The following is a 26242-nucleotide window of genomic DNA, read 5'->3' as shown; positions in this document are numbered from 1 at the left end:
ATGTACGTCGCCGACCAGACGTGGCCGGAACTCGGGGAGTACGTCGCGGAGTCGTCGCTGGCGCTCGTCCCGCTCGGGTCGACAGAGCAGCACGGCCCACACCTGCCGCTTGCGACCGACCACCTCATCGCCGAGGCGTTGGCGCGCGAGGCCGCCGACCGGACTGGGTTTCTCTGCACGCCTACCGTGAACGTCGGCGTCAGTCCGCACCACCGGCAGTTCCACGGGACGATGTGGGTCGACGCGCCGCAGTTCCGCGACTACGTGGAGTCGATGACGCGGAACCTCGCGTACCACGGTATCGACCGCGTCGTGTACGTCAACGCCCACGGCGGCAACATCCAGCACCTCCGGGAGGTCGGGCGGCGACTCCGCGACGACGGCACCATGTACGCCATCGAGTGGATGTGGGACGAGTCGATACCGGACCTCGTGCGAGAGCTGTTCGACCACCTCGGCCCACACGGCGGCCCGAAAGAGACGGCGATGATTATGCACATCGCCCGCGACCTCGTCCGAGAAGACCGCCTCGAAGACGCTCGTGACGGCGGGCGGCGGACGTTCGCCGGACGCGACTACCGCGAACACGGCGCGCGAACCTTCTACGATTCCATCGAGAACTCCGACAACGGGGTCTTCGGCGACCAGACGGCCGCGACACCCGAGGCTGGAGCCAAGCTGTTCGAGGCGGCCACCGACCAACTGGTGCAGCTCGTCGAGTGGCTCGACGACCAACCGTTCGACGACCTGATGGCTCCCGCGCACGTCGACCCACAGCCGGGGTCGCGTCGCAACCGATGACCGTCTGGATTCTCGGCGACCAACTCTCCCACGAGTCGGTCCCGCTTCAGCACGACGACCACGTGCTCATGATTGAGGCCCACGGGTTCGGCGAGCGCCTGCCGTACCACCCCCAAAAGCTCGTCCTCGTGTTCGCTGCGATGCGGCACTTCCGGGACGAACTCCGCGAGCGCGGCTACGAGGTCACGTACATCGAAGCCGAGACGTTCGGCGAGGGGCTCGACCAGTTCTACGACGCCGCACCCGGAACCGACCTCGTCCTGATGGACCCGCCGAGTCACGGCGCGGGCGAGCGACTCCGAGAACTCGTCGCCGAACGCGGCGGGTCGCTGACGCTCGTCGAGAACGACCTGTTTCTCACCACGCCCGACGAGTTCGACGCGTGGGCCGGCGACGCCGACACCTACCGGCAAGAGAACTGGTACCGACACGTCCGCCGCGAGACGGGCATTCTGATGGACGGAAACGACCCCGCAGGTGGCGAATGGAACTACGACGACGAGAATCGGGAGACGCCGCCGGACGACTGGTCTCCCCCCGAGGTGCCGCGGTTCGAACCGGACGAGGTGACGCGGGAAGTCATCGCGTTCGTCCGCGAGCGATATCCGGACGCGTGGGGGTCGATAGCCGACGACTCGTTCGTCTGGCCCGTGACCCGCGAGCAGGCGGTAGCGGCGCTCGACCACTTCGTCGAGGTCAGACTGCGCGAGTTCGGCGCGTATCAAGATGCGATGGTCGAAGGGGAGTGGGCGCTGTGTCACTCGCTGCTCTCGGCGACCATCAATCTCGGCCTCCTCGGACCCAGAGAAGTGGTCGACGCGGCCGAAGACGCCTACCGCCGCGGCGACGCACCCATCAACAGTGTCGAGGGGTTCGTCCGGCAGGTCGTCGGCTGGCGGGAGTTCATGCGCCACGTCTACCGGCGGTCGATGCCCGAGTTAGCACAGGCGAACCAACTCGACCAGACCGAGTCGCTGCCGGAGGCCTACTGGACCGGCGAGACGGACATGAACTGTCTCTCGGAGGCAGTCGGCCACGTCTACGACCACGGCTACGCCCACCACATCGAGCGCCTGATGGTCCTCGCCAACTTCGCTCTGATTTACGGTGTCGACCCGCAGGAACTCGACCGATGGTTCCACCTCGGGTTCGTCGACGCCTACGACTGGGTGACGACCCCGAACGTCGTCGGAATGGGGTCGTTCGCCACCGACGTGCTCTCGTCGAAACCGTACGCCTCCTCGGGCAACTACGTGAACAAGATGTCCGACTACTGCGCGGACTGCGAGTACGCCGTGTCGAAGACGACCGGTGAGAACGCCTGTCCGTTCAACGCGCTCTACTGGGACTTCCTAAAGGAACACGAGTCAGTCCTCCGCGGAACGGGTCGCATGGGGCTGATGTACTCCCACGTGGACCGGAAAGACGACGAGGAGTGGGACGCGATTCGCGCCCGAGCGGCCGCGGTTCGACAGCTGGGTCGAGACGGGACACTGTGAGTCGGCTTCGCTGACGCGACATGCGTCCGATTCCACCCCCTCGGCTCACGCCGCGAGACGGTGCCGTCGCTCGGGCGTCCAAAATAGCAATGTCTGTTCGTCTGTCCCGTCGCGTTGGTCGAATCGCTCGCAGACTTAGAGTCGCTTCACGTTGACCGCCCGCGGGCCTTTGTCAGCCTGTTCGATGTCGAACTCCACTTCCTGTCCCTCCTCGAGGTCCGGGCCGCCGATGTCTTCCATGTGGAAGAACACGTCGTCGTCTGCGTCGTCTGACTCGATGAATCCGTATCCACCGGAGGACTTGAAGAAAGCTACCTTACCTTTCGCCATCTCGTGTCGTTTGTCGCTCGTCGAAGCCATAAGGTTTCCGCCGATTGATAACAATTCGTGTGGGTTGGAGTCTCATTCACGCTCTATACAGGCGGTACAACAGCTCGAATCGGTGAAAAACGGTCTTTTGTCGAAATCTCTCTTCTCGGCGGTTAGTCGTCGCGGGTCCCGACCAGCAGTTAATCGTCGTGCGGTTCTCGACCCAGCGTGTGGAACTCCTCGTTCGGGCGCATGTCGGCGAACATCGCCATGCGATTGCTCAGATTAAAGAACGAGGTGACCGCACCGATGTCCCACACCTCTTCTTCGGAGAAACCAGCGTCGCGGAGTTTCTGCAGGTCGTCTTCGCCGACTTCGACCGGCTTTTCGGTGAGTTTGACCGCCACGTCGAGCATCGTCTTGTGTTTCTCTGGGATGTCTGCGGTCCGGTAGTTGGCGACGAGTTGGTCCGCGAGAAGCGGGTCTTTCGCGTAGATTCGCAGGAGCGCGCCGTGGGCGACGTTGCAGTAGTAGCAGTGATTGACGCCCGAGACGGCGACGATAATCATCTCGACTTCGTGGCGTTCGAGCGTTGTGTCGTCGACGAGGGCGTCGTGATAGTCGAAGAAGGCCCGCCAGTGCGACGGCTTGTAAGCGAATCCGGCGAAGACGTTGGGCGTAAAGCCCGCGCGTTCGGTCTCTTCTTCGATTCGCTCGCGGAGGTCTTCCGGGAGGTCGTCGAGGTCCGGGACTGGGAATCGGCGCATCGCATCGTCGTCCATGGGTCGGTGCTCGCCCGGACGGACCTTAACGATTCCTCAGAATTCGGGGCGGAATCAGACGACGAGCGACAGATAGGCCGTCGCTGCCACCGCGAACACGCCGAGTCCGAAGAGGCCGTAGTTGGCGACGGTGTTGTCGGCGGTCCACAGCGAGAGCGTCACCTTCCGCGACGAGAGTGGCCAAAACGGGCGGATTCCCGCGGGGGTGAGCGCGTCGGCGAGGAGATGTGCGAGAATCGTGAGCGCGCCGGCGGCGAACCCGAAGCCGGTCAATGTCGTCGCGCCCGAGTCGGCGAGGCCGCCGGTCGATGCGAGCAGTTTCGCAGCGCCGCCGCCGACACCCCCGACGAGGAGGGCAAAGAGAATCGTGTGCGTCGGGCCGCGGTGCGACAGGCCGGGAACGCGGTGGTCGTAGTCGGGAAGCATCGCAAGCCAACACATCACGGCACCCAGCACGAACGCCAGTTCCGGGTGTCCCGTCTGCACGAGCGCGAACCCGAACGGCGCGAACACGAGCAGCGAGACGCCCCAGTGACCGAATCGGTACATCTGGTGTGTCCTCGCCCACGCGGTACACAAAACCTTTCGACTGGTCGCGTGCGCCCGACGGAGGGGGCAATCGGCACTCGAAGCGACACCGGGTCAGCCGGTACTCGAAGCGACACCGGAGCAGTCGGTACCTGAAGTGTTACCGGAGCAATCGTTATCCCTCGCGGCCGCGACTGTCGCGGCATGAGTCAGCACCTCACGGAACTACTCTCGGGCCTGTCGGCGATAGAGGCGACGCTACTCGTGGTGCTCGTCTCCATCGTCGGCGCGTTCGTGATGGAGGCGGTGGTGCTCAGACTACTGTTTCAGTACACCCGACGGACCGAGACGGGCCTCGACAACATCGTCGTACAGGAACTTCGCTGGCCAATCGTCGTCACCGTCTCGCTCACGGGTGTCTATCTGTTCGCCCAGACGCCGGCGGTCGCCGACGCGCTCGTGGTGAGTTCCGAGGACCTCAACACCTTCTTCGGCCGGCCGTCGGTCTCGGTCGGTATCCTCGTCTGGGCGTGGGCGCTCAACCGACTCGTCAACCGACTGGTCGAAGCGGTCAAAGACAAAGGCAGCAGATTCGACTTCGCGCCCGTCTTTTCGAACATCTGGACGCTTCTCGTCTCTATCGGGACCATCGGCGCGCTGTTGTTCCTCTGGGGAATCGAGATTACGCCCCTCTTCGCCGGGGCGGGAATCGCCGGTATCGCGGTCGGGTTCGCCGCGAAAGACACCGTCGCCAACTTCTTCGGCGGCATCGCGTTGTACTTCGACGACACGTACAAGATTGGTGACTACGTCGTCCTCGACTCCGGCGAGGCGGGGACCGTCGTCAAAGTCGGGATTCGCTCGACGACGCTTCTCACGCGCGACGAACTCCTCGTCACGGTGCCGAACTCGGTGCTCAACGCCGCGAAAATCATCAACGAGTCGGCTCCGAACCGTCGCCGCCGGGTGAAAGTCCCTATCGGCGTCGCCTACGGGACCGACATCGACGAGTTCGAAGAGCTGCTCGTCGACATCGCACTCGACGAACCACTGGTCCTTGACTCACCGCGCCCCCGGGCGCGCTTCCGCCAGTTCGGCCCGGACGCGCTCGAATACGAACTCCTCTGTTGGGTCAACAGCCCCCTCAAGCGCGCAAAGGCGACCCACAACATCAACCGAACGATGTACAAGAGGCTGAACGACGCCGATATCGGGATTCCGTTCCCGCAGCGCGACGTGCACGTCTACTCGTCGTCCGGGGCACCGACCCCTCAGCAGTCGGCAACCGCCGAGGCAACGAACGGAGGCGTCGCTCACAACCGAGACACCCAATTCGACGAGAGTGATGGCGAGGACGACACGTACGACGACCTCATGGACGACGACACGTACGACGAATAGGAAGACGAGACCAGACGACCGGCGAGAACGTTAACCGTCGTCCATCCATTGGTCGCATATGCTCCAACTCGGACCCCTCGACACGCTCATCGGGATATTCGGTCCCTTTGCGATTCCGGTCTTGTTGTTCGTCGCAGGAGCTATCGGGTATCTCGTCATCGTCGCACTCGGACGCGGGTAAAAGAAACAAAACGAAGCATGCCAGACACTTCGTTGTAGGGACGTGCGGGGCCGTGGGAAGGTCAGCCTATTCCTCGACGATTATCTCCCCCGTCATGCCCGCTGCTTCGTGCGGGACGCAGTAGTAGCCGTGTTCGCCGGCCGTCTCGAAGGTGTGGACGTAGGACTGGCCGGACTGGACGGCCCCCTTGCCTTCGTCCCAACCGGTCTCTGCGGCGTCCTGCGACTCGAATCCGCCGGACGCCCAGTAGGCGGCACCCTCCGGAATCTTGTCGCCGTAGGCAGTCACCGAGTGTGGCTCGCCGCCCGCGTGCTCGAATGCGACCGTGTCGCCGACCTTCACGGTCAGTTCGGCGGGCTCGAACGCGACGGCCTTCATCTTCACGACGTGGTCGGCGTCTTCGGGGACGCCCTCGACGACGTTCGGACCACCGGACAGTTCGGTCTCTTCGCTTCCGTGGTCGTGACCGTGTGACGACGAGTCGGCAGACGGTGCCTTGTCGATTGCACCGACGACGGCGAACTGGGCGCGGAGCGTCGCAGTCGCGTAGGCTTCTGCGGACGCGTCAACGTCGCCGCCGTCTTCGAGTGCCGAGACGTACGCGCCGAGCTTCTCTTCGAAGCCTTCGTACGCACCGTGGTCGGATTCCTCCAGCGTTTCGTGGACGCGAGCGCCCTCGAAGGTCTGGAAGACGCCACTCATGAGTCCAGACGCGGCGGCCGCGAGACCCGCGTCAGCAGCAGCGTTCGCCACGACAGCGTACATCGAATCGACCGCCTTCTGGTTGTACGTCTTCGCCGCGCCGTAGGTGTCGCCGCCCTCTTCGGCCGCGGTCCGAACCTCGCCGAGCGCGCCTTCGAACGACTCGTAGAGGTCGTGGTCGGCGTCTTCGAGCGCCCCGTGGTAGCCGCCGGCGCCCGTCTCGAAGAATTCGAAGGTGGACGAGACGACGTCAGACGCGCGATCCGAGGAGTCGAGCGTCGCGAGACCGGCAGCGTCGAAGCCGCGAGCGCCGAAGAACGCCGCTTCGGCGGCCGAGACTTCCGCGGTCGTGCTGACGGCTGCTTCGAACTCGAAGAGCGCGTCCATCGCGCCTTCGGCGTGCGTGATTGCTTTCTCGGCGTTTCCTGCCGACGCGGCGTCGACGAGGCCTGCGAGGTGCTCTTCCTCGAAGCGGTGGTAGAGTTCTTCGGACTCGTGCTCGACGGCCTCGTGGATGTCGGCCTCGTTCTCTTCGAACCGGCCGAAGAGCCCTTCAGCGATGGACGCGGCGCGGTCGGTCGCCCCGAGTTCGACGAGTTCGCGGGCGTCGGCGAGGCGAGCGCGGAAGAACGCCGCTTCGAGCGTGGTCGCGCCCTCGCCAGCGAGTGCCGAGACGCCGGTGAGCAGGTTCTCGTCGACCGTGGCGAGCGCGTCGGCGGTCGCCTCGGCGTCGCCCGACTCCGCGGCCGACTTCAGCGATTCGAGACCGCCTTCGAAGCCTTCGTAGGCGTCGTGGTCGGCCTCTTCGAGCGCTTCGTGTGCGCGTGCGCCTTCGAAGTGAGCGAAGACGTCGCCAGCGAGCGTCGCGGCGAACTCGCTTTTGCCCTGTGCGACGAGCCACGCGACGTCGGCCGCGCGGGCGCGGTAGAGCGTGAGCGACGCGGCGTGAGCGTAGTCGTCGCCGGGGCCGCCGAGACCGGCGAGCACCTCGGCGTCGAAGCCGACAGACTGCATGAGTGCGAGGTGAGTCGCGCCGGCGACGCTCTCGGGAGCGAGTTCGTAGCTCGCTTCGACCGTCGCGTCGGCGGCGGCGCGAGCGGACTGCTGAATCGAATCCGCATCGTCCGCGTCGGCGGCACCTTCGATACCGCCTTCGAAGGCCTCGTACAGCTCACCGGACGCGTCTTCGAGGGCGTCGTGTGCGGACGCCGATTCGAAGGACTCGTACACGTCGTGTGCGAGCGTCGCGGCGGCCTCGACCTCGCCGGCGGCGGCGAGCATCTCCACGTCGCGGGCGCGAGCACCGAACAGGAGGACGTCGAGTGCATCGACGACGGCGGCGTCGACGCGCCCGCGCTGTGCGGCGAGCAGGTTGTTGGACGCCTGCCGTGCGAGGTCCGTCCCCTCACCGGCGTTGCCGTTCGAGAAGGCCTCCTGTGCCCCGCCGAGGTGCTCCTCGAACGTCTCGTAGTTCTCCTTGTTCGTCGCTTCGAGCTGTTCGTGGGCACCCCACTCGCCCGACGCACCTTCGAAGCGCTTGAACACGTCCTGTGTGACCTGTCCGGCGCTTCCGAGATGGCCAGCGGTCGCGAGTGCGATAGAATCGTACAGCCGAGCACGCATCACGTTCCACTCGGCGGCGACGGCGACAGACGCGTCGACCGTCACATCGGCCTGCGCCGTCGTCTCGGCCTCGTCGGTCTCCGTCTCGGACGAACCGGTCGTCGTTTTCGTTTTGGCCGACGCGTCGTCTTGGCCGCTACATCCTGCGAGGCCAGCAGTCGCGACTGCCAACCCTGTCGTCTTCAACAGTGTCCGTCGTGAGTACGTCATCAATCTTTAGGCTCGCCTAAACAAATAAAAGGTCTTCGAAGTTTAGGTCGGCCAAAAACTGTGGTAAGGAGTGCCAACTCGCCCGTTACCCGCTATTTTTGGGTGTCCTAAAAACTAGCGAGCTATTCGGTTCATTGGACACTCTGACCGCTGGTCGCTACTGTTCGTGTCCCCGAACACTCCAGTCGATGATACCGCCAAAAGAGACGCAGAGAGTGCCGCGACTCAGTCGGCAGTCGACGGCGCGTCGTCGCGGAGGCGGTCGATAGCAGACGTGAACTCACCGTCTTCTTCGACGGTGTCTTCCCACTCTTCGAGGCCGCGCTCGACGCGGGTTCCCTCGATGGTGTTGTCGAAGAAGAACGCGAACAGTCCGCCGACCGCCATGCCGGTCGAACCGATGACGAAGATTGTATCAGCGATGATTTGGCTCCCGAGGATGGGACCGAGGACGGCGACTTGGCTCATGCCCTGTCTGAACGTCTCGGCACTGCCGACGTTACCCATGTACGCCGGAATCGCCAGCCCGGCGAACATCGCCACGCCGATGACGAAGATGTTGCGCGACGAGTCGAGGTCGACGTACTTCAGGTTCGAGAGGCCGACAGCGACGATTTGGCCGAACATGGCGATGTAGAGGCCGCCGACGATTGGCCCCGGAATGGTCGCGATGAGTTGGCCGAAGTAGCCGACGAAGCCCATGAGAAGCATGACGCCAGCGCCGACCTGCACGACGTAGCGGGAGGCGACACCAGTCAGGCCGATTGCGCCGATATTCTCGGAGTAGGAGGTCGAGCCACTCCCGCCCATGACCGCCGAGAAGATGTTCATCAGCCCCTCCATACCGATGCCGTGGTTGATACGGCGCTCGGAGGGTGCGCCGACACCCGAGAGACGAGCGACAGCGTGGTAGTCGCCGAAGGACTCGACCATCGAGGCGGCGACGCCAGCGAGCATGCCGATGATGAACGAGGTCGTGAACTGCGGGATACCGAACGCGACGGTTCCGACGACGGGAAGTGCGACAGTCGTCGTGCCCGCGCCGCCCGCGAAGCCCCACTGGAGCGGGTAGATTGGCATGAGTGCTGGCGCGCTCGCGACCGAGGCTAAGTCGACGAATCCGGGTGCACCCGGCGTGATGTAGCCAGTCAGCGAGAGCGCCGCGGCGATGACGTACGAGACGAAGACGCCGAGAAGCACCGGAAAGAGCTTGAACGCCGGATGGGTGGTGTCGAGGTACTGCGAGAAGAGGACGATAAGCGCGAGCGTGAGGCCGAGCAGCCACCAGTTGTTGGTGGCCGACGTGACCTGCGGAACGTCGAACAACGAGAGCCCGATGAGGGCGATGGTCGGCGCGATGACCACCGGCGAGATGAACTTGCGAAGCCGCCCGAGGAGGCCGAAGTAGCCGACGAGCACCTCGACCGCCGCGGCGACGATGATTGCGCCCTGGAGTTGCAACAGCGCCGACTGCCACGCGACCCCTGCCGGATCGGTCGCTTTCACGACGCCGATGACGGCGATTGCGGGTGCCAGCATCGAGAAGGGCGCACCTTGCACGATGGGGTAGCGGTTCCCGAACGTCGTCTGCATCAGCGTGGCGATGCCGGAGACGACGAAGAACGTGCCGACGAAACGCGGCACGACCTCGTCGGGCATTCCGAGGACACCGGCGAGAATCAGGGGAACGGCGATGTTGGCGCCCACCATCGTGAGGTAGTGTTGCACGCCGAGAAGGAGAGAGGTTGGAAGGGGTGGTTTGTCGTCGATACCGTACTGCACGAACGAAGAGGATGAGTCGTCGGTCACGACCATCCCCCCGTACACGGTGGATATCTCCCGAGCATGGTTGTTCCAGCATTCTACTGAAAATATATATGTCCTCCTTTTCACCACGACGAGGTCGCCATTCAGCGCCCGAGAAGCTGTTACTACAGCTACAACTACGTGTCAGAAAACAGAAACGGGAGAACGAGGTGGGATGTCGCGTCGGCGACTTACTCGATGGCGTGGACCGGTGAAATCCAGACGACGAGGTCGCCGTCGCGCTTGATGATGCCCTCGATAGAGTCGTCTTTCTCCATCGGCGGGTCCTCGACTTCGTTTTCCGAGACGCGAACGACCTGGTAGACCTCGTCGACGAGCCAGCCGGTCGCCGCTTCGTCTTCGAACTTGCCGGGGTCGAAGATGACGATGCGCTTGGACTCGCCGTCGTCGTCGATGTTGAGAAGCGTCTTCGGATTGATGATGGAGGTCGTCCGACCGCGGAGGTCCATGACGCCGTCGACGTAGTTCGGTGCGTTCGGGACGCCCGTAAGTTGCCCCTTGTCGACGATTTCGCTCACGTATTCGATGTCGACACAGTACGTCTCGGGACCCAGCTTGAATTCCAGTACTTGGACTTCTTTTCCAGAGTCTTCCTCGACGTCCTCTTCTGCCACGTCCGTCGTGATTGAATCCTGTCTCATGGTGGAATCCGGCGGCGACACGCGCCGCCCCCTGTCTATCCAGGAATCCACGGATTTAGGCCATAAAGGTACGTACCCGATTATCAGCCGTGATTCTCCTCGCCGAGCGTTTATATATCCGATTTCCGAACCTCGGAGATAGATGAGCGGTGAACGAAACGGCATACTGACGACTCCTCCGAGCCATCGACAGCGCCCTGTAGCAGTGCGTGCTGCGGGTTACCGGGTGTGTTCTACTGGGTGGCACCGATGAGTGCGTCCACCGACGAGACGACGCGCGCTGTCGTCGTCGACGACTCACGATTCATGCGGACGCTGATTCGGACCCTCCTCGAAGACGCTAACGTCGAGGTAATCGCCGAGGCCGGAAACGGACGCGAGGCTATCGACGTGGTCCAAGAACACAGCCCCGACGTCGTGACGATGGACATCGAGATGCCGGAGATGAACGGTCTCGACGCCGTCGAGGCCATCATGGACGAGTGTCCGACTCCCATCTTGATGCTCTCGGCACACGCCGAGGAGGACGCGGACGTGACGTTCGAAGCACTCGACCGAGGCGCGGTCGACTTCGTGACGAAACCTGGTGGTGAAGTTACCTCCGAGATGCCGCGTGTCAAGCGCGAACTCGTCGAGAAGATTCAGTCCGCTGCGGCAGTGGACCTCTCGGCGGCCAACAAGTCGCGGCCATCTCCGACGACGACAGCATCCGCGTCGACATCGGCGTCGACGTCGACCGCAACCAGTGCGTCACCGGCGTCGTCGAAGGGGGACACAGAACAGCTTCCCGAAGAGGGTTCGACACTCATCATCGGTGCATCGACCGGCGGGCCGAACGTCGTCGAGCGCGTCCTCGCTGCGCTCCCGAAGGAGGCCGGACTGCGCGCAATCGTCGTCCAGCACATGCCCGCGGGATTCACGAAGCGATTCGCGGCTCGCCTCGACGCGCGATGTGAATACAACGTCGAAGAGGCGACCGACGGCGAGCGAATCGGCCCGGGCGAAATCAGAATCGCGCCCGGCGGGTCACACCTCCTCGTGACGGGTGACCGCGCCGGCCGCCTGAAACTCGAGCTCTCCGACGATGACCCACTTCACGGTGTCAAACCGGCAATCGACCTCACGATGTCGTCGGCCGCAGAGGTGGTCGACGCGCCACTCGCGGGCGTCCTCCTGACGGGGATGGGCCGCGACGGTGTCGAAGGCATGTCCCGCATCAGCCGCGCGGGCGGCCACACGGTCGCACAGGACGAAGAAACGTCAGCTATCTTCGGGATGCCGAAGCGCGCCATCGAGGCAGGGTGTGTCGACACTGTCGCACCCGACGACCGCATCACCGACGAAGCACTCCGAGGCCTTACTACCTGACCATGGACGAAGAACTCTACCAAGCATTCATCACGGAAAGCGAAGAGAGCATCACGCAACTGAACAACTCGCTTCTGTCGCTGGAGTCGAATCCGGACGACACGGAAGCGATAGACGACATCTTCCGGCAGGCCCACACGCTGAAGGGGAACTTCGGCGCGATGGGCTTCGACAACGCCGCGACGGTCGCACACGCCGTCGAGGACCTCCTCGACGAGATTCGCCACGGGCGACTCGACGTGACGCCCGAGCGGATGGACCTCGTCTTCGACGGGATGGACCTCATCGTCGAGATTCTCCACGACATCGAAGAAAACGGCGAGTCCACTATCGACCCGACCGACACGGTCGACGAGATTCGGGCGGCCGTCGAATCGGGAGCTGAGGAGGGAAACTCGAACGCGGCGGCACCTGACGAAGCCGACGACGATACCGAAGTCGACCTCGTCGCACTCGCCGCCGAAACCGTCGACGTCGATGCTGTCGAGGCTACACAGCTAACCCACGCCCGCATCGAACTCGACGCGGGCGACATGGCTGGCGTCGACGCCGGTATCTTCCTCAGCGGTATCCCGGAAGAAATCGACGTCGCCGGGATGAATCCCCCGCGTGACGCTATCGAAAACGGCGAGTTCGACGACGGATTCGACCTGTTCATCGCCGACGACTCGCCGGAGAGCGTCGAGAGCGACTTCCAGGGGCTCTGGAAGCTCTCCGCTATCGAAGCGACGGACGTTTCAGAGGCTCTCGACGGTGACATCGACGTCGAAGCCGAGGCAGGCACGGACGCAGACGCGAGCGAGACAGCAGAGGACGCGACCGACTCGTCCGAAGACGCAGACGGCGAGGGCGCAGACGACGAGAGCGCAGACGATGGCGACTCGCCAGAGAGCGGTTCCACCGACGAGTCGGGGTCGTCGTCTTCCTCTACGAAGAGCGGTTCGAAGACCAAGAAGTCCGACGACGACGGTGACAAGAAAGAAGAGACGCGGTCGATATCCGCCGTCAAGTCCGTCCGCGTCGACGTCGACCAACTCGACGAACTCCACGAACTCGTCGAGCAACTGGTGACGAGTCGAATCAAGCTTCGAAACGCTATCGACGAGGAGAAACACACGGCGCTCGACACCCTCGACGAGCTGGACAAGATATCCTCGAACCTCCAGAACACCGTCATGGACATGCGGCTCATCCCGCTGAAGAAGGTGTTCGACAAGTTCCCGCGTCTCGTCCGCGACCTCGCTCGCGAACAGGACAAGCGGGTGTCGTTCAAGGTGGAGGGCGAGGACATCGAACTCGACCGCACCATCCTCGACGAGATTTCGGACCCGCTGATGCACGTCCTTCGGAACGCCGTCGACCACGGCATCGAAGAACCGGACGTGCGTGAGGCAAACGGGAAGTCACGAACGGGGACCATCAAGCTCTCCGCCCGGCGGCAACACGACACGGTCATCGTGACCGTCGAAGACGACGGCAGCGGTATCGACGCCGACGCCGTCCGCGACAAGGTCGTCTCCGAGGGCGTCGAGACGCGCGAAGAGATGAACGCGATGCCCGACTCGGAAGTCTTCGACTACATCTTCCACCCCGGACTGTCGACCAACGACGAGATTACCGACGTCTCCGGCCGCGGTGTCGGGATGGACGTCGTCAAGACGACCGTCGAATCGCTCGACGGGTCGGTGTCGGTCGAGAGCGAACCGGGCGAAGGCAGCACGGTCAAGATTCGACTCCCCGTCTCGGTCGCTATCATCAAGGTCCTGTTCGTGCAGGTCGACGACCGCGAGTTCGGCGTCCCAATCAAGTACATCGACGAAATCAGCCGCCGCGACCGCGTCCAGACGGTCAACGGCGCGGAAGTCATCGTCCACGAGGACACCATCTTCCCGCTCATCCGTCTCCGCGAGGCGCTGGAAATCGACTCTCCCGACCCCGACCGCGGGATGGTCGTCCGAATCCGCCCCGACGACAGACAGGTGGCGCTTCACTGCGACGGCGTGACGAAGCAAGAGGAAGTCGTCGTGACGCCTCTCCAAGGGCCGCTTTCGGGTGTCGACGGACTCTCCGGCACGGCGGTAATCGGTGACGGGAACGTCATCCCGATTCTCGACGTCTCCACGCTGGAGATGCCGGACGAGGGCAAGCGAGCGATGTACGAAGTCGACCCCACCGAACTCCCCGGTAGTTCCGAGGAGGCAGCGGACTAATGCCGTCTCCACGTGAGGACGACCCGTCGTTCGAACCGCTCTTGGAGTACGTCGAGAACTCGCTGCACTTCCAGACGAGTTCCTACAACGACGCGTACCTCGACCGGCGCATCTCCGCGCGGATGCGGCGTCGGCGCGTCGACGACTACGACGAGTACCACGAACTGTTGCAAGAAGACGAAGACGAACAGCAGGAACTCCTCGACGCGCTCTCGGTGAACGTCACGAGTTTCTTCCGCAACCCCGAGGTCTGGGAGGCGCTCAGAGACGTGCTCCGTGACTTGAGCAAAAAGGGGAGCAGACGCGACCCGATTAAAATCTGGAGCGCCGCCTGTTCCGACGGCCGCGAGGCGTACTCGCTGGGCATGCTCGCTCACGACGACAGCCAGATAGACGAGCGTCGCATCGAAATCACCGGCACGGACATCAAGCGTGAGATACTCCGGGCCGCCAGAGCGGCGGAGTACCGAGCGTCGGAGACGAACGACGTCGCCGAGCAACTCGACCCCATCGGAAACTGGGAGCGCTACGTCGAACGCGACGACGACGTGTTCCGCGTCGCCGACGCTGTCACCGACATGGTGGAGTTCAAACGCCACGACCTCATTCGCCAGGACCCGCCGGGGACCTTCGATTTGGTCGTCTGTCGTAACCTCTTTATTTACATCAATGCCGAGTCAAAACGTGCAGTGTTCGAGACGCTCGGGTCGGCACTCAAAGAGGACGGCTACCTGACCATCGGCATGACGGAGACGATTCCACCCAGCTGTCGCGGTCAGTTCGAACCGGTAGAAAAGCGCTTGCGCATCTACCGCGCACGAGACGACCAGGAGAGGTGACTGATGAAACCCGGTGAGCAAAAACTTGGAGACACGCGCGGCCGCTTCCTCCAGGTGATAAAAGACGGCCGGGAGATGCACGACGTGAACTGGACGAGCGGCCGGATTCTCCTGTCAAATAAACGACTAATATTGGCAGGGACCGGCGGGAAGCGGACGATACCCCTCCCGAAAATCGAAAAGCTCGGTGGGCGGTTCGACGTGAACCAGCGCATCGCAACCGTCTCGGACTACTTCAGCCTCCATATCCCCTCTGGGGTCTTACTCCTCGCCCCCGTCGATTACGACGAGTTCGAGGTGGACTTCTTCGGGGCGCTTTTGAACTCAGAGCAGTTCCTCGCTCGGCACCCAGCGGTCGCTGGTGGTGTGGTTCAAAACACCGAGTGGGAGAAGTCTCGGCTGAAAGTCGAAGAAGAAGCAGTGAGCATGGCGACCGTCGGTGGCAAGTTCGTCGAGATTCGACTCGACGACATCGGCGACATCAAGACCGGCGAGCGGACGATTATCGACCAGTCTCGAAGCGTCATCGAAGTCGAACACTCGGACGACGAGGGGACGAGTCTCCAGACGTACATCTCCGGGTCCGAGCGGGCGATTACGTTCCTCTATACGCTTCTCCGAGAGGGTGAAGAACTCTCAGAGACGTCCATCGAACTGAGCGAGACCGACAAGCAGGTTCTCACCGCACTCTACTCCGGTGTCTCGCCGTTCGACATTCCGGACTTCCTCGGCCTCGACGTGGACGAGGTCGAAGAACTCTTTCAGCGACTCATCGACCACAACGTGGTCGACGAGATTCGAGTCCGCCGCGAAGTGCAACTCAACGCACGTGGCCGCAGTATCGCGTCTGACGCCATCAACGAGCAGTAGCCACTCACCCGGTCATCGGTTTCTGGTGTTCGTGTTTCGTATCGAGAGTGACGACGCCTTCGTCGTCTCTACTGGACAGGACAGAGAACACGGACAGCACAGACAACACAAACAGCGCAGTCTGAAAACCAACACAGACAGAACGGAAACCCAGGAGCCGAAAAGGCAGGCTTCGAAGCCGTCAGACGTTGACGTCTTCGATTTCCTCGTTGACGATAAACCGACCTTGCGGCGTGAGCGAGGCCGGCAGCGTGTCGTCGTCGATGAGGTCTTCGTCGTAGAGTTTCTCCAGTTTCTCGTCGAGAACGGCCTGGTCGACGTCGAGCAGTTCGCTGAAGTCCACCTCCGCGGCCATCTCACCGGTCGAGTAGAGACCGACGAGCACCTCAAGACCTTCCTCGGTGAGTTCGATGTTGCGCACCTCGGATTTGATCCAGTGGTAGACCAACCGGAGATACCGGCCGAGGATGTTCATCTTCCGGCGTGACTTGAGTGATATCTCGGAGGTGACGGTCTGTCCGTCCCTGACGTGCTGCACCGAGAGGACAAGTCGTGACTCGTCTTCGACGGTTCGCTCCAACACCTCGAAGAAGATGACGCTCGCGAGGTCGATGTGGAACGGCTCTCCGTTCTCCGTGAGTGCCCCGTCGTCGTCCGGGAAGGTGACGGCCTCGTAATCCAGGTGCAGCCCGGTCGGCTTGCGGTCGGTGTCGAGGACGCGCCCACCGATACGGGCGGGATGTCTGACCATCGCTTGCGACCCGTTGAGAACTGCACGGAACAACAGCAGCGAGAACTTCTCTATCGTGTCGCGGTCGCCACCGATGACGGTCGTCGCCCGGCGTCGACCGTTGGTGTAGCCGACCATCACCGTGTAGTCGAAGAACTCCTCGACTTCTTGTGGGACCTGCCCCACGGCGATGTCGAATATCGAGACGATGGGAATGTTGGTCTTCGCCTCCGACGTCGCGAGGATGAGTCGCTGCTCGCTCATCAACACCCGGCCTTTGACCGGTTCGAACGAGGCGTTCCCCCCAGCGACGAAGTTCGCGACGAAGTCGACGACGATGGACTCGCCGCTCGACGTTCGCTTCGGCTTCTTTCGCTTCTTTTGTTTCTTGTTCTGTTCGTCGTCCTCGGGTTCCGACTTCTGCCGTCGGTACGCTTGAAGGAGGTCGCTCTTCGCGACGTCGCCACCTTCTGGCGCGCGAGAACGCGCACTCTGGACCATTTTATCGTCCGATTCGCCCGAGTTAGACTGTCCTGCCTGCCTTCGTTTGTCCGTCATACACTGATCAGAGCTCCTGCGAGCGACGACGTCGCAACGGCCATCAGCGAACCCACCCAAACCAGCATCACGAAGTGGAGGTACGCGTTCGCTTTGTGACCACCGTCAACCATCCGTATCATCAACGACGAGAGGAGTGCGTTGAACAGGATGATAAGCGTAAGCATGTACTCGATGAACGGGACGTCGTAGACGCCTGCGTAGATGAGCGTCCCGAACTGGAGGCTGTCGAGGTTCATCTGCGTCGAGAACGACGCGAGAATCTCGACGACTTCGAGTCCGATGAAGAACGCGAACGACGCAGACGCGGTGATGCCGTAGAGGACACCGATGAGGGTGACCGTCGACTGTTTGCGCTGCCGGCGGAGTTTGATGACCTCCGCCATGTTCCGGCTGATAAGCTCACCGAGTTGCTTCGGCTTCCCACCCATCGACCGACCGGCGTTGTACATCTCACTGAACTTCTGGATGAGGTACGAACTCGACTCGGCGGTGAAGAAGAACCACGACAGGTCGGGGTCGAGACGCATCCGGAGCCGAGTGTACAGCCGGTCGATTTCCCGCGTGAGAACGCCGAAGTCTTTGGTACGGAGCGTCTCCAGCACGTCCGTCGTCGTGCTCTGTTTCGCCGTCTCGGATGCACCGAGCGCGCGGATGAATCCCGGGTACTCCTCGTCGCGCTCGTGAATCTTCTTCTCGTGTCGCCGAGCGACGATGCCGGGGACTGCAAGCGGCGTCAGCGGCGTCGAAATGAGGAGCGGAATCGGGAGGTCGAGCATGATTGGGCGGATAATCTCACCGACCACGGTCAGGTTGAACGTCCCTAACGCGAGGACGAGCACCATCACGATAGAGAGGCCGACTGCCCCGTAGAGCGTGATGTCTATCTGCCGGTCCGCTTTGGTCCGGTACTCGCCTTGCTGGTACCACAGTGGGTCGTACGGCGACATCGTCCGAATGACGAAGTAGAAGCCCAACTGAACGAAGACGAAGAGCACGATGACCGCACCGATGGTCATCGTCGCGTCCGTCCCGGTGAGGATGGGAAGCACGATGGCATTGATGATAGCGAAGGTCATCGAGAGAATCATCGAGAGGTACAGGTCCTTCATGACCTCCAGGTTCCCGAGTGCACTCTCGTAGACTGTGATGTACTTCTGAATCATCGCGTTCTGCTCACCGAGCAGGAAGTCGTCGATACTCTGCCCGGCGTTGATGGAGTACGCCAGCCGGTCGAGGAAGTCCGCAAGCGGCTTCGACGGCACTTCGCGCGCCCGCCGTTGACACGCGTCGTCGAGCGACTGGTTCCACGCGTCGACGAGTTGGACGATGCGATTCATCTCGGTCGCCAGTTCACCGTACTCCTCTTCGTGCGCCAGCGTCCGGAAGACGGCCACGCGGTCGATGTTGGTCGTCGACAGCACCGTCATGTGGGTGATGAGCAGGTGCAGTTGGTTTTCGAGCCCGCGGCGGGTCTGCTCGACGAGGAGTCGCGGGTAAAGCACCGCAGCCCCGAGCAACAGCCCGCCGAGGAGGAAGATTGGAATCCGAACCAGGATGGGAAGCGGTAGTGCAATCGCTCCGACGAGAGAGAGGAGGAAGAACAGCACGGCAGGCCCGAGGACGAAAAGCATGTACCGAGGAAGCTCCATCGGCATCTTTTCGTACGACTCGATGATGTCGCGAACGAAGTCGCGGACCTGAATCGCCTGCACCGTTGCGCCCATCTCCTCTGCCATATCGTTACACCCTCGCCATGTCGAATGGGAGACCTTCCACGCCGTCGCGCTGGAAGTCCTCGATGAGTTCGTTCACTTCGTGGTACCCGAGGACGTTCTCCTGAATCGCCCGACGGATGAGTTCCGCCCGGAACTTGATGTCGTCGTAGATTTTCCGCGTGTCGTCGTATCCTAGGAGCGTCGCAACCTTCTGTTCCATGATGAAGGAGTTGTTCATCCCCTGGAAGATGATGTCGTCGTTGACCGGGTCCCAGTAGAACGTCTCACGAGTAACAACACCACCCATCTCCTTGGAGTACCCTTCGATTTCCTGCACACTCGTCACACGGCGCAGAATCTGGTCACCGCGTTTCACCCGGTTCTGGAAGAGTGCGATGTCACAGTTACTCATGAACGTCTCGGGGACGTTGATGGGGTCTCCGGTGAAACGCTGAATCATCGAGACGATGTCGGAAGCGTGGAACGTCAGCATGACCGGGTGACCGGTCTGTGCCGCCTGGAACGCCATCCGACCTTCCTCACCACGAACCTCCCCCACGATGATGTAGTCGGGGCGAGAACGCAGTGCTGCGGCCACGAGGTCGAACATGTCGACCTCGGAGTCCGAACCGCGCCCCTCACGCGTGAGGAGCTGCTGCCACGTGTCGTGCGGCGGCAGCACTTCTGCGGTGTCCTCCGCCGTGTATATCTTCGAGTCTTGCGGGATGAACGAGAGGATGGCGTTGAGCGTCGTCGTCTTCCCCGACGCCGTCTCGCCGACCACGAATATCGTGCGCTCGTTCTCTAGTGCAATCCAGAGATACGCCGCGAGTTCGGGCGACAGCGTCCCCCACTTCGCAATCTGGAAGACCGAAAGCGGGATGTCGTCACCCTGACGGATGGTGAGCGACGAGCCTTTCAGCGACACGTCGTCGGAGTAAATGATGTTGATACGCGACCCGTCCGGTAGCGTCGAGTCGACGATGGGGTGGGCGTCGGAGACGGGGTCACCCATCCGTTCACCCATGTTGCGAAGCCAGTTGTCGAACTGCTCTTCGTTGTCGAACTCGACGCTCGTTTCGAGCAACCCGAAGGTCCCGTGGTCGACGTCGACCTGGCGGGGTCCGATAACGTGAATGTCCTCGTTCTCCGGGTCGCGCATGATGGGTTCGAGCGGGCCAAGCCCGACGATGTCGCGGACGAGGCGGTATCGTATCTTGTCGTAGACGTGCTGGGTGACTTCGATGCCACCGACGTCGAGGCGCTTGGCGACCGACCCGAGCGGGCCACGGTCTTCGCCCTCGATGTGGACGATTTCTTCGAGGAGTTCGTCGATTCGCTCCTCGTAGTCTGCGTTCTCTTCGGGTGCTGGCTTCGACACACTCCGTTCGAGGAGCTTGTCTTTGACCCGGTTGAAGAGTTCGAGTTCGTCGTCCTCCATCTCCGGTTCGATGGTGTAGTACTTCGTCGTCTCACCGAAGTTGCCGTATATCTGGCAGAACACGGGCCCACCGAGGTGGTAGATGATGTTGGGGCGCCGCGACTCGTAGTCTCCCGGCTCGTCGACGAGCATGGGGAACTCACCCGTAATCTGGCGGAACCGCTTCAGGTGGTCCCGCAGGTGCGGCCACTGCATCGCCAGCCGCTTGAGGTCGTCCGAGAGTTTGGCGGAGCCGTGTTCAGTCGCCATTTATGCAACACTCCTCGATTCGATGACGATGCCGATTCCAGAGCGGACGGAGAAACCAACGCGGTCACCGACCTGTTGACCCATCCCCGCAAAGCGCTTCACGAAGATGTTCCGGCGAACGTCGTTTCCGACCTCGACCATTTCGAGTTCGAAGTAGACGTCGGCAATCGACCGGAACGGGCCGATTGAACTGTCGTCGACCGACGAGGGGTCGACGGTCAGGATGATGGTTTTGCCCTTCGTCGTCAGCTCCCGGAAGAAGGAGATGATTTCGAGGGCTGCCTGTCGCTCTTCGTTCTGACGGACGAGCGCTTCGAACTGCGGGTCGTTGCGGAGAATCGCATCGAACGTGTCGATGATGATGACGTCCGCTTCCCACATCGTCTCTGCGTCCATCAGCCGGCGGAGCAACTGCTTTCGCTCCTTGTCGCTCTTGCCGGAGAGCGTCCCGCCGCTGTCGATTTCTGCCTGCAGGAACACGATTTGTTCGTTCAGCAGGTGTTTGACGATGTCGTACGACAGCGAGTGCATCTGGTCGAGGAACCCTCTGACACCCAACTCAGTAGAGACGAGCGTCACGATGGCGTCCTCTTCGCAGAAGCCGTAGCTAAATCGTTGCGACAGCACGCTCTTTCCGGCACCGTAGTCGCCTTCGATGAGGACGATAGCGCCGCTTGGAATGCCGCCGCCGAGTTCCTTTTCGAGACGGTCGTGCTCGTTCAGTCCGAGAGAGAATTGATTACTGCTCATGTTCGGAATTCAAACACCTCCTCGTCACCGTCGACGATGAGTTTCAGACGGTGGTCGCCCGAGTTGAGTGCGACGCCGATGTCGACTCGCACTACGTTGCTCGGACGCCACTCGGCTCCATCGACGACCGTGACAGTGACGTCGGTTTGGTACTCTGAGTCTACGATGACGTCGAAACCTTCGCTGGTCGCGGGGAGCGACCGGACACCGGTGTTCTTGACGTACACGGAGAGGTTGTCGTTCCCGTCGTCGTAGAGACCACCGCCTTCCGGGTCGCTGATGACTTCGATGTCGGTTCTGATGTCGCTGCTCACGTCGCCGCCGCGCTCGTCGAGCGAGCTGCTGATACCGGTGACAGTGTCGATAAGGACACCGGCAACACCGGCGGCGACGACGATACTGGCGATGAACAGGATGAGACTCGGCACGGAGATGTCTGCCATCTAGCTCACCACCACCGTTTCGTTCGTCACGGCCACGCCAGTACTGGTGACGACTTTCACGCGAGAGGGAGTCGTCGTGGTCGTGTAGTTCATCGTCAGGTTCTGCCCGGCGTACCACAGGTTCGTCGTCGTATCCCCGTCGACACTGGTACTCCCGGGGGCCGTGTACTCGTTGTCGACGAGTAACGTCGTCTCGTCGACCTCCAGCGTCGTGGCTCCGGTGTTCGTGACGTTGACCGAGAGCACGTCGCTCGTCGAGTTGTACGTCGCGTTTGCGATGGTAATCTCGGTGTTCGTCCGCTCAAGGGCGCGCTCAGATTCGGCGTCCTGCGCGTCGAGGACGTTCTCTGCGGCGTTTGACGTCGCCGTGTAGAGGGTCCCCGTGGCGATGAGGACGCCGAGGAAGATAATCGCCGTCGAGCCACTAACACCGAATCCCATCCAGACCCCCTCCGTAGGCAACCAACTCTTCGAACAGCTGTCTGTCTGGGCCGTCGTCGGCAAGCCGGCTGATGTAGGCGAGACTCGTCTGGTGGTCCTCGATGTGAAGGTCGGTCTCTTCGACATCGTCGATGGACGCCGCGAGTTGGGCGACGTGGGTGTTGAGTTCGTTCTCGACGGCGCGCGAAATCCAGTCCTGCTCCCTGTACTGGCGGAGCGCGCGCGACGCACCGAGTGCGCCACCTGATTCGACGAGCGTCTCGACCCATTCGAGGACGAGTACTTCCGAGACGTAGTTCGCTGGCAGACGGGTCAAGTAGGCATCGGACGCTGCCACGTCGGCAGCCGTAGACTCCGGCTCCGGTTCTGGTTCCGGCTCGGAATTGAGTTCCTCTTTCGCCATCGCAGCGGAGGCGTACTCCGCCTCCAGCTCGTCGAGCGTCTTCTTGACGTCGCCGATGTCGTCGGCGTCGTCGTCGGACTCTGCGTCCGTCTCTTCCACCTCGTCTTCCGGTTCGGGAACGAGTTCCTCGTCGACGAGTTCTGCTTCTTCTTCGGGTTCCTCGTCGACTTCTTCGACGACATCCGCTTCGGGGGAGTCGTCTTCGACTTCGTCGAGTTCCGGTTCGTCCGCAACGTCGAGTTCGTCTTCTTCCGCCTCTTCCTCGAACGCTTCTTCCTCAAGGGCTTCTTCCTCTTCTTCGTCCCAACCGCCTTCCTCTTCGTACTGCTCTTTGAGGTCGTCGAAGCTTGCGCCGCCCGCACCGCCGCCGCCGGCATCGTCTTCTTCCTCTTCGTCTTCCTCGGGCAGTCCGCCGTCCATCGCATCGTCTTCGAGCGCCTCTGCCGGGCTCATCCGCTCGGATTCTGCCAGTTCGTCTTCGGCAGCCCGTTCGGCTTCTTCTGCTTCGGCTTCCGCATCGAGTTCGCCGAAGTCGTCGTCGAAGAACGTCTCGGCGTCGGCACTCGCAACCTCGGGGTCGAGGTGCTCGTCGTCTTCTTCTTCGCCTTCGAACAGCCCGAAGGCTCCGCCCGCGTCGAGTCCGCCCATCTCTCGGGCGTCGTCGACAAACGGGTTGATTCCGCGAGTGACCATCTCATAGATGTCGAGAAGCTTCCGAATGGTATCGTCTAGCTCCTCGACGGTCTCGCCGATTTGTTTGTTCTCTTCGCGAACCGTGTTCATCCCGGACGAGATGGCGCTAACTTCGTTCTCGAGTTCGCCGATTCGATCCTCGAGCTCTGCGATTTCCTCGTTGTTTCCGTCGTCGAATCCGCCGAATTCGTCGTCTTCGAATCCGTCGTCGAGGTCGTCGCCGAAGTCACCAAACTCGTCGGAGAGATCGTCTATATCGTCCTCAAATCCAAGTCCATCATCTGATGACATAGTTTCCTCCTCGGTGTCCGTTTGGTCCCCGGCGTCTGCCTCGTCTTCGTCGTCCATCCACTCGATTGTGGTGGTTGCCGCACCTCCGCGTTGGGGGCTGGGTGACCCGCACCAGCAGGGAGCTGTCACCCTTCCGGTCGTCGGACAGGCCGGGACGGTCCGACACACTCGGGGGAGCAGGTAACATTAGTCCAACCTACGTGAGTTGGTACAAGAAAGTTCCCGTCCCGTTATCAGTCGAGATATTTTCTACTTGTGTATTTCTGTCTCAGTGGATTTGTAATAAATCCTGCGGCGACCAAACGAACGGTGAGAAGAATTATCCGGCGTCGGAACGGATGGTCGTTCGACAACCAGCACTCGCCATAACACAACCATGACAGAACTAGTCAAAACCGGTGTTGAAGGACTCGACTCCATCCTGAACGGCGGGATCGTGAAGAATGCCGCGGTACTCATCAGCGGCAACCCCGGGACGGGAAAGAGTATCCTGGGGCTGCAGTACCTGTATAACGGCGTCGACCAGTTCGACGAGGGAGGTATCTACCTGACGTTCGAAGAGACGGAAGACGACATCCAGCAGGCGGCTGAATCCATCGGCTTCGACCGCTGGCAGGAGTACGTTGAGTCGGGACGAATCACCGTCTACGACAAGCACGCACTCCTCCGAGACGGCGACTTCTCCTCGACACTCGACCGGATTCTCGACGACCTGAGAGACACCAACTACGACCGGCTCGTGCTCGACTCGCTTACGATGTTCCAGCTCTTCTTCGAGGACGAGAAGGACCAGCGCCAATACCTCCTGAAGTTCATCGACATCCTGAAGGACAGCGGCCTCACTTCGCTTCTGACCACCGAGCAATCAGCCATCTTCCCGGAGACGGACATCGGTCTCGAAAACTTCCTCACCGACGGGAACATCTACCTCATCCAGAGCCCGGCTGGTGCGACGAGCAACCGGTACATCTGGGTCGCGAAGATGCGTAAACAGAGCATCAAAAACTCGATGTTCCCTCTCGAAATTGCACAGGGTGGAATCAAAGTCTACGAGCAGGCGGCAGGCTTCTCGATGGTCGGGGAGTCCCCGCCGTGGTTCGGCGAAGAGACCGAATAACGTAGCGACTTATCTTTTGTATCCCCGCGCCCCGACAGTGACAGCTATTGCTCAGCGTGACTCGCTACCGGGATGTGTCAGGGGAAACTCGTCTGTCGGTGAGAAGCGGCGCTGATTCACTCGCGGGCTATAGCACTCGTGTGTGTTCCTCACTGAGCTCTGCCACCGAACCAGCATAGTTCAGCGTACTACCGAGTGCTGCCGCTAACCGGTGTGAAAATAGGAAAAGTTCGAACGGAAGTTCGTTAGTCGCGCTTAGAGCTTGACCGGCTTGTCGCTCTGCTTGCCAGCCAGCTGCTGCGGCATGGTCAGGATGACCGTGGTGGTGCCGCCAGTGCGCGAGGTGATTTCGAGGCGGACCGTCTCGCCCGTTTCGAGACCGTCGTTGTCGTCAGCTGGCGTCTCTGATTCGATAGCGCCAGCGTTGATGACGACTTCGTAGCGGTCACTCATGCTGTTGAGGACACCGAACGAGTTGTCGTCGTCGGTGATCTCGTTGAGAGCGAACTGCGTACCGTCCGCGGTTCCAGATGCAGAGTTGTTGGTCAACTGCTGGACCTCGGAACCACTGAGGTACTTGATCGAGGTCTCGTTCATGTCGACGCTGCTGGAACCGGCAGCCAGGCGAACGGACATGTTGATGTACTTGATCGTACTGTTGTTACCGACCACACCGTGGCTGTTGAGCACTTCGACGCGGTTCGTGACCTTGTCGACGGACTCTTGCCCGGCGTCTTCAGCAGTTGCCTGCAGGAAGCCCGCAGTGTTGACGAGCACACCGGCTGCGATAGCCGCAACGAGGACCATCGCGATGAAGACGATGAGCGTACCGATACCGACCTGACCGCGCTTGTCGTTAGTAATATTTTCGAACATTAGTTCTCCTTAGAGTGCAACTGGGTCGCCGTCAGACTTACCAGCCAGCTGCTGCGGCATGGTCAGGATGACTTGCGACGTTCCGCCGTTGCGGGACGTGATTTCGAGCGTGACGGATTCGCCAGTCTGGAGACCGTTCTTCGAGGTCCCCTCGACGACGGACGTGTTGATGACGACCTCGAAGCGGTCAGCCTGACCGTTGAGGATCGGGAACGAGGTGTCGTCGTCGGCGATCTTCCGGACTGCGAACTCGTTCGGCGAGGCGTTCGTCCAGTCGATATTGTCTGCCGTCACCGAGTTATTGTTAGTCAGCGTCGTCGCCGTGTCGGCGCTGAGGTACTTGATACTCGTATTATTCAGTGAAACAGAACCTGAACCGGCCGCCAGGCGGACGGTCAGGTTCACGTTGTCGACCGTCGACGGCGACGTAGTCGCGTTGACGACACCGTGAACGCTGACGACGTCAACGCGGTTGGTGACCTTGTTCACAGATTGCTGTCCGGCGTCCTCGGCGGTGGCTTGCAAGAAGCCAGCCGTGTTCACGAGGACACCCGCCGCGATTGCGGCGACCAAAACCATCGCGATGAAGACGATGAGGGTCCCGATACCGACCTGACCCCGGTCTTCAGTGATATTTTCGAACATGGGTTGTCGTGGGCGGTCCCCCTCTCGCAAGAGAGGGATGACCTTCGTCCAATCACTTGGGCAGGTGGTACATAACGGTACGGACCACAATATCAG

At 61.7% G+C, this 26242-nt stretch carries 24 protein-coding genes; 9 read left to right on the top strand and 15 right to left on the bottom strand.

What is annotated here, in order from left to right; translation table 11 throughout:
• Window positions 1-801 carry a creatininase family protein gene (locus tag KU306_RS10900; protein WP_258301930.1) on the top strand — a complete coding sequence of 267 codons (801 nt, stop codon included), beginning with the start codon at window positions 1-3 and terminating at the stop codon, window positions 799-801.
• Window positions 798-2300, top strand: coding sequence for a cryptochrome/photolyase family protein (locus tag KU306_RS10895; protein WP_258301929.1), 1503 nt, complete (start codon window positions 798-800; stop codon window positions 2298-2300). The genes KU306_RS10900 and KU306_RS10895 overlap by 4 nt, the downstream gene beginning before the upstream one ends.
• 135 nt (window positions 2301-2435) lie before the next feature.
• On the opposite strand, the gene KU306_RS10890 is transcribed toward KU306_RS10895, so the two are convergent.
• The 3 genes from KU306_RS10890 to KU306_RS10880 form a co-directional block, all read right to left on the bottom strand.
• Window positions 2436-2630: a cold-shock protein gene (locus KU306_RS10890; RefSeq protein ID WP_007539626.1), complete on the bottom strand. Its 195-nt coding sequence runs from the start codon at window positions 2628-2630 to the stop codon at window positions 2436-2438.
• Window positions 2631-2809: 179 nt separating this feature from the next.
• Window positions 2810-3391: a peroxidase-related enzyme gene (locus KU306_RS10885; protein WP_007539624.1), complete on the bottom strand. Its 582-nt coding sequence runs from the start codon at window positions 3389-3391 to the stop codon at window positions 2810-2812.
• Between the two features lie 54 nt (window positions 3392-3445).
• A complete protein-coding gene (locus KU306_RS10880) occupies window positions 3446-3940 on the bottom strand; it encodes a metal-dependent hydrolase (RefSeq protein ID WP_007539622.1) in 495 nt (164 codons plus the stop codon).
• Between the two features lie 183 nt (window positions 3941-4123).
• On the opposite strand from KU306_RS10880, the gene KU306_RS10875 reads away from it, so the two are divergent.
• A complete protein-coding gene (locus KU306_RS10875; RefSeq protein WP_258301928.1) occupies window positions 4124-5320 on the top strand; it encodes a mechanosensitive ion channel family protein in 1197 nt (398 codons plus the stop codon).
• Between the two features lie 58 nt (window positions 5321-5378).
• The gene (locus KU306_RS10870; RefSeq protein ID WP_007539617.1) at window positions 5379-5501 is read left to right on the top strand and encodes a hypothetical protein; all 123 of its coding nucleotides are present in this window, start codon (window positions 5379-5381) and stop codon (window positions 5499-5501) included.
• A gap of 66 nt (window positions 5502-5567) precedes the next feature.
• On the opposite strand, the gene KU306_RS10865 is transcribed toward KU306_RS10870, so the two are convergent.
• The 3 genes from KU306_RS10865 to KU306_RS10855 form a co-directional block, all read right to left on the bottom strand.
• The gene (locus tag KU306_RS10865) at window positions 5568-8036 is read right to left on the bottom strand and encodes a DUF5059 domain-containing protein (RefSeq protein WP_258301927.1); all 2469 of its coding nucleotides are present in this window, start codon (window positions 8034-8036) and stop codon (window positions 5568-5570) included.
• A 225-nt stretch (window positions 8037-8261) separates the two neighbouring features.
• Entirely contained in the window at window positions 8262-9851 is a 1590-nt protein-coding gene (locus KU306_RS10860) for a uracil-xanthine permease family protein (RefSeq protein ID WP_007539613.1), read from the bottom strand.
• A 182-nt stretch (window positions 9852-10033) separates the two neighbouring features.
• On the bottom strand, window positions 10034-10504 hold the full coding sequence (locus KU306_RS10855; RefSeq protein WP_007539611.1) for a chemotaxis protein CheW: 471 nt from the start codon (window positions 10502-10504) through the stop codon (window positions 10034-10036).
• Between the two features lie 249 nt (window positions 10505-10753).
• Between KU306_RS10855 and cheB the strand changes: the two genes are divergently transcribed.
• Genes cheB through KU306_RS10835 form a run of 4 tightly spaced genes read left to right on the top strand, consistent with a single transcriptional unit; the run spans window position 10754 to window position 15791 of the window.
• Window positions 10754-11872: a chemotaxis-specific protein-glutamate methyltransferase CheB gene (gene cheB / locus KU306_RS10850; RefSeq protein ID WP_258301926.1), complete on the top strand. Its 1119-nt coding sequence runs from the start codon at window positions 10754-10756 to the stop codon at window positions 11870-11872.
• 2 nt (window positions 11873-11874) lie between these two features.
• Window positions 11875-14082, top strand: a complete 2208-nt coding sequence (locus KU306_RS10845; protein ID WP_007539605.1) for a chemotaxis protein CheA — start codon at window positions 11875-11877, stop codon at window positions 14080-14082.
• Window positions 14082-14921, top strand: coding sequence for a CheR family methyltransferase (locus KU306_RS10840; protein WP_007539604.1), 840 nt, complete (start codon window positions 14082-14084; stop codon window positions 14919-14921). Before KU306_RS10845 ends, KU306_RS10840 begins: the two co-directional genes overlap by 1 nt.
• 3 nt (window positions 14922-14924) lie before the next feature.
• Window positions 14925-15791, top strand: a complete 867-nt coding sequence (locus KU306_RS10835) for a CheF family chemotaxis protein (RefSeq protein WP_007539601.1) — start codon at window positions 14925-14927, stop codon at window positions 15789-15791.
• Between the two features lie 181 nt (window positions 15792-15972).
• Here KU306_RS10835 and KU306_RS10830 read toward each other — a convergent pair whose 3' ends face one another.
• Genes KU306_RS10830 through KU306_RS10800 form a run of 7 tightly spaced genes read right to left on the bottom strand, consistent with a single transcriptional unit; the run spans window position 15973 to window position 23565 of the window.
• Complete coding sequence (locus tag KU306_RS10830; RefSeq protein WP_139198268.1) at window positions 15973-17022, bottom strand: CheF family chemotaxis protein; 1050 nt, start codon at window positions 17020-17022, stop codon at window positions 15973-15975.
• A 53-nt stretch (window positions 17023-17075) separates the two neighbouring features.
• A complete protein-coding gene (flaJ, locus tag KU306_RS10825; RefSeq protein WP_258301925.1) occupies window positions 17076-18818 on the bottom strand; it encodes an archaellar assembly protein FlaJ in 1743 nt (580 codons plus the stop codon).
• 4 nt (window positions 18819-18822) lie between these two features.
• A complete protein-coding gene (locus KU306_RS10820) occupies window positions 18823-20487 on the bottom strand; it encodes a type II/IV secretion system ATPase subunit (RefSeq protein ID WP_007539596.1) in 1665 nt (554 codons plus the stop codon).
• A complete protein-coding gene (arlH, locus tag KU306_RS10815) occupies window positions 20488-21237 on the bottom strand; it encodes an archaellum protein ArlH (protein WP_007539594.1) in 750 nt (249 codons plus the stop codon).
• On the bottom strand, window positions 21234-21680 hold the full coding sequence (gene arlG / locus KU306_RS10810; protein WP_007539591.1) for an archaellum stator protein ArlG: 447 nt from the start codon (window positions 21678-21680) through the stop codon (window positions 21234-21236). The genes arlH and arlG overlap by 4 nt, the downstream gene beginning before the upstream one ends.
• The gene (arlF, locus tag KU306_RS10805) at window positions 21681-22121 is read right to left on the bottom strand and encodes an archaellum stator protein ArlF (RefSeq protein WP_074792317.1); all 441 of its coding nucleotides are present in this window, start codon (window positions 22119-22121) and stop codon (window positions 21681-21683) included.
• Entirely contained in the window at window positions 22105-23565 is a 1461-nt protein-coding gene (locus KU306_RS10800; protein WP_258301924.1) for a flagella accessory protein C, read from the bottom strand. The genes arlF and KU306_RS10800 overlap by 17 nt, the downstream gene beginning before the upstream one ends.
• Before the next feature lie 319 nt (window positions 23566-23884).
• Between KU306_RS10800 and KU306_RS10795 the strand changes: the two genes are divergently transcribed.
• Window positions 23885-24625, top strand: a complete 741-nt coding sequence (locus tag KU306_RS10795; RefSeq protein ID WP_007539586.1) for an RAD55 family ATPase — start codon at window positions 23885-23887, stop codon at window positions 24623-24625.
• 255 nt (window positions 24626-24880) lie between these two features.
• Here KU306_RS10795 and KU306_RS10790 read toward each other — a convergent pair whose 3' ends face one another.
• Complete coding sequence (locus tag KU306_RS10790; RefSeq protein ID WP_258301923.1) at window positions 24881-25501, bottom strand: archaellin/type IV pilin N-terminal domain-containing protein; 621 nt, start codon at window positions 25499-25501, stop codon at window positions 24881-24883.
• A gap of 9 nt (window positions 25502-25510) precedes the next feature.
• Complete coding sequence (locus KU306_RS10785) at window positions 25511-26146, bottom strand: archaellin/type IV pilin N-terminal domain-containing protein (protein WP_258301922.1); 636 nt, start codon at window positions 26144-26146, stop codon at window positions 25511-25513.
• Window positions 26147-26242: the final 96 nt, after the last annotated feature.

The organism is Haloferax larsenii (assembly GCF_024730625.1).
In the GTDB taxonomy this organism is placed as follows: Archaea; Halobacteriota; Halobacteria; order Halobacteriales; family Haloferacaceae; genus Haloferax; species Haloferax larsenii.
This window is presented reverse-complemented; position numbering and strand designations above follow the sequence as displayed.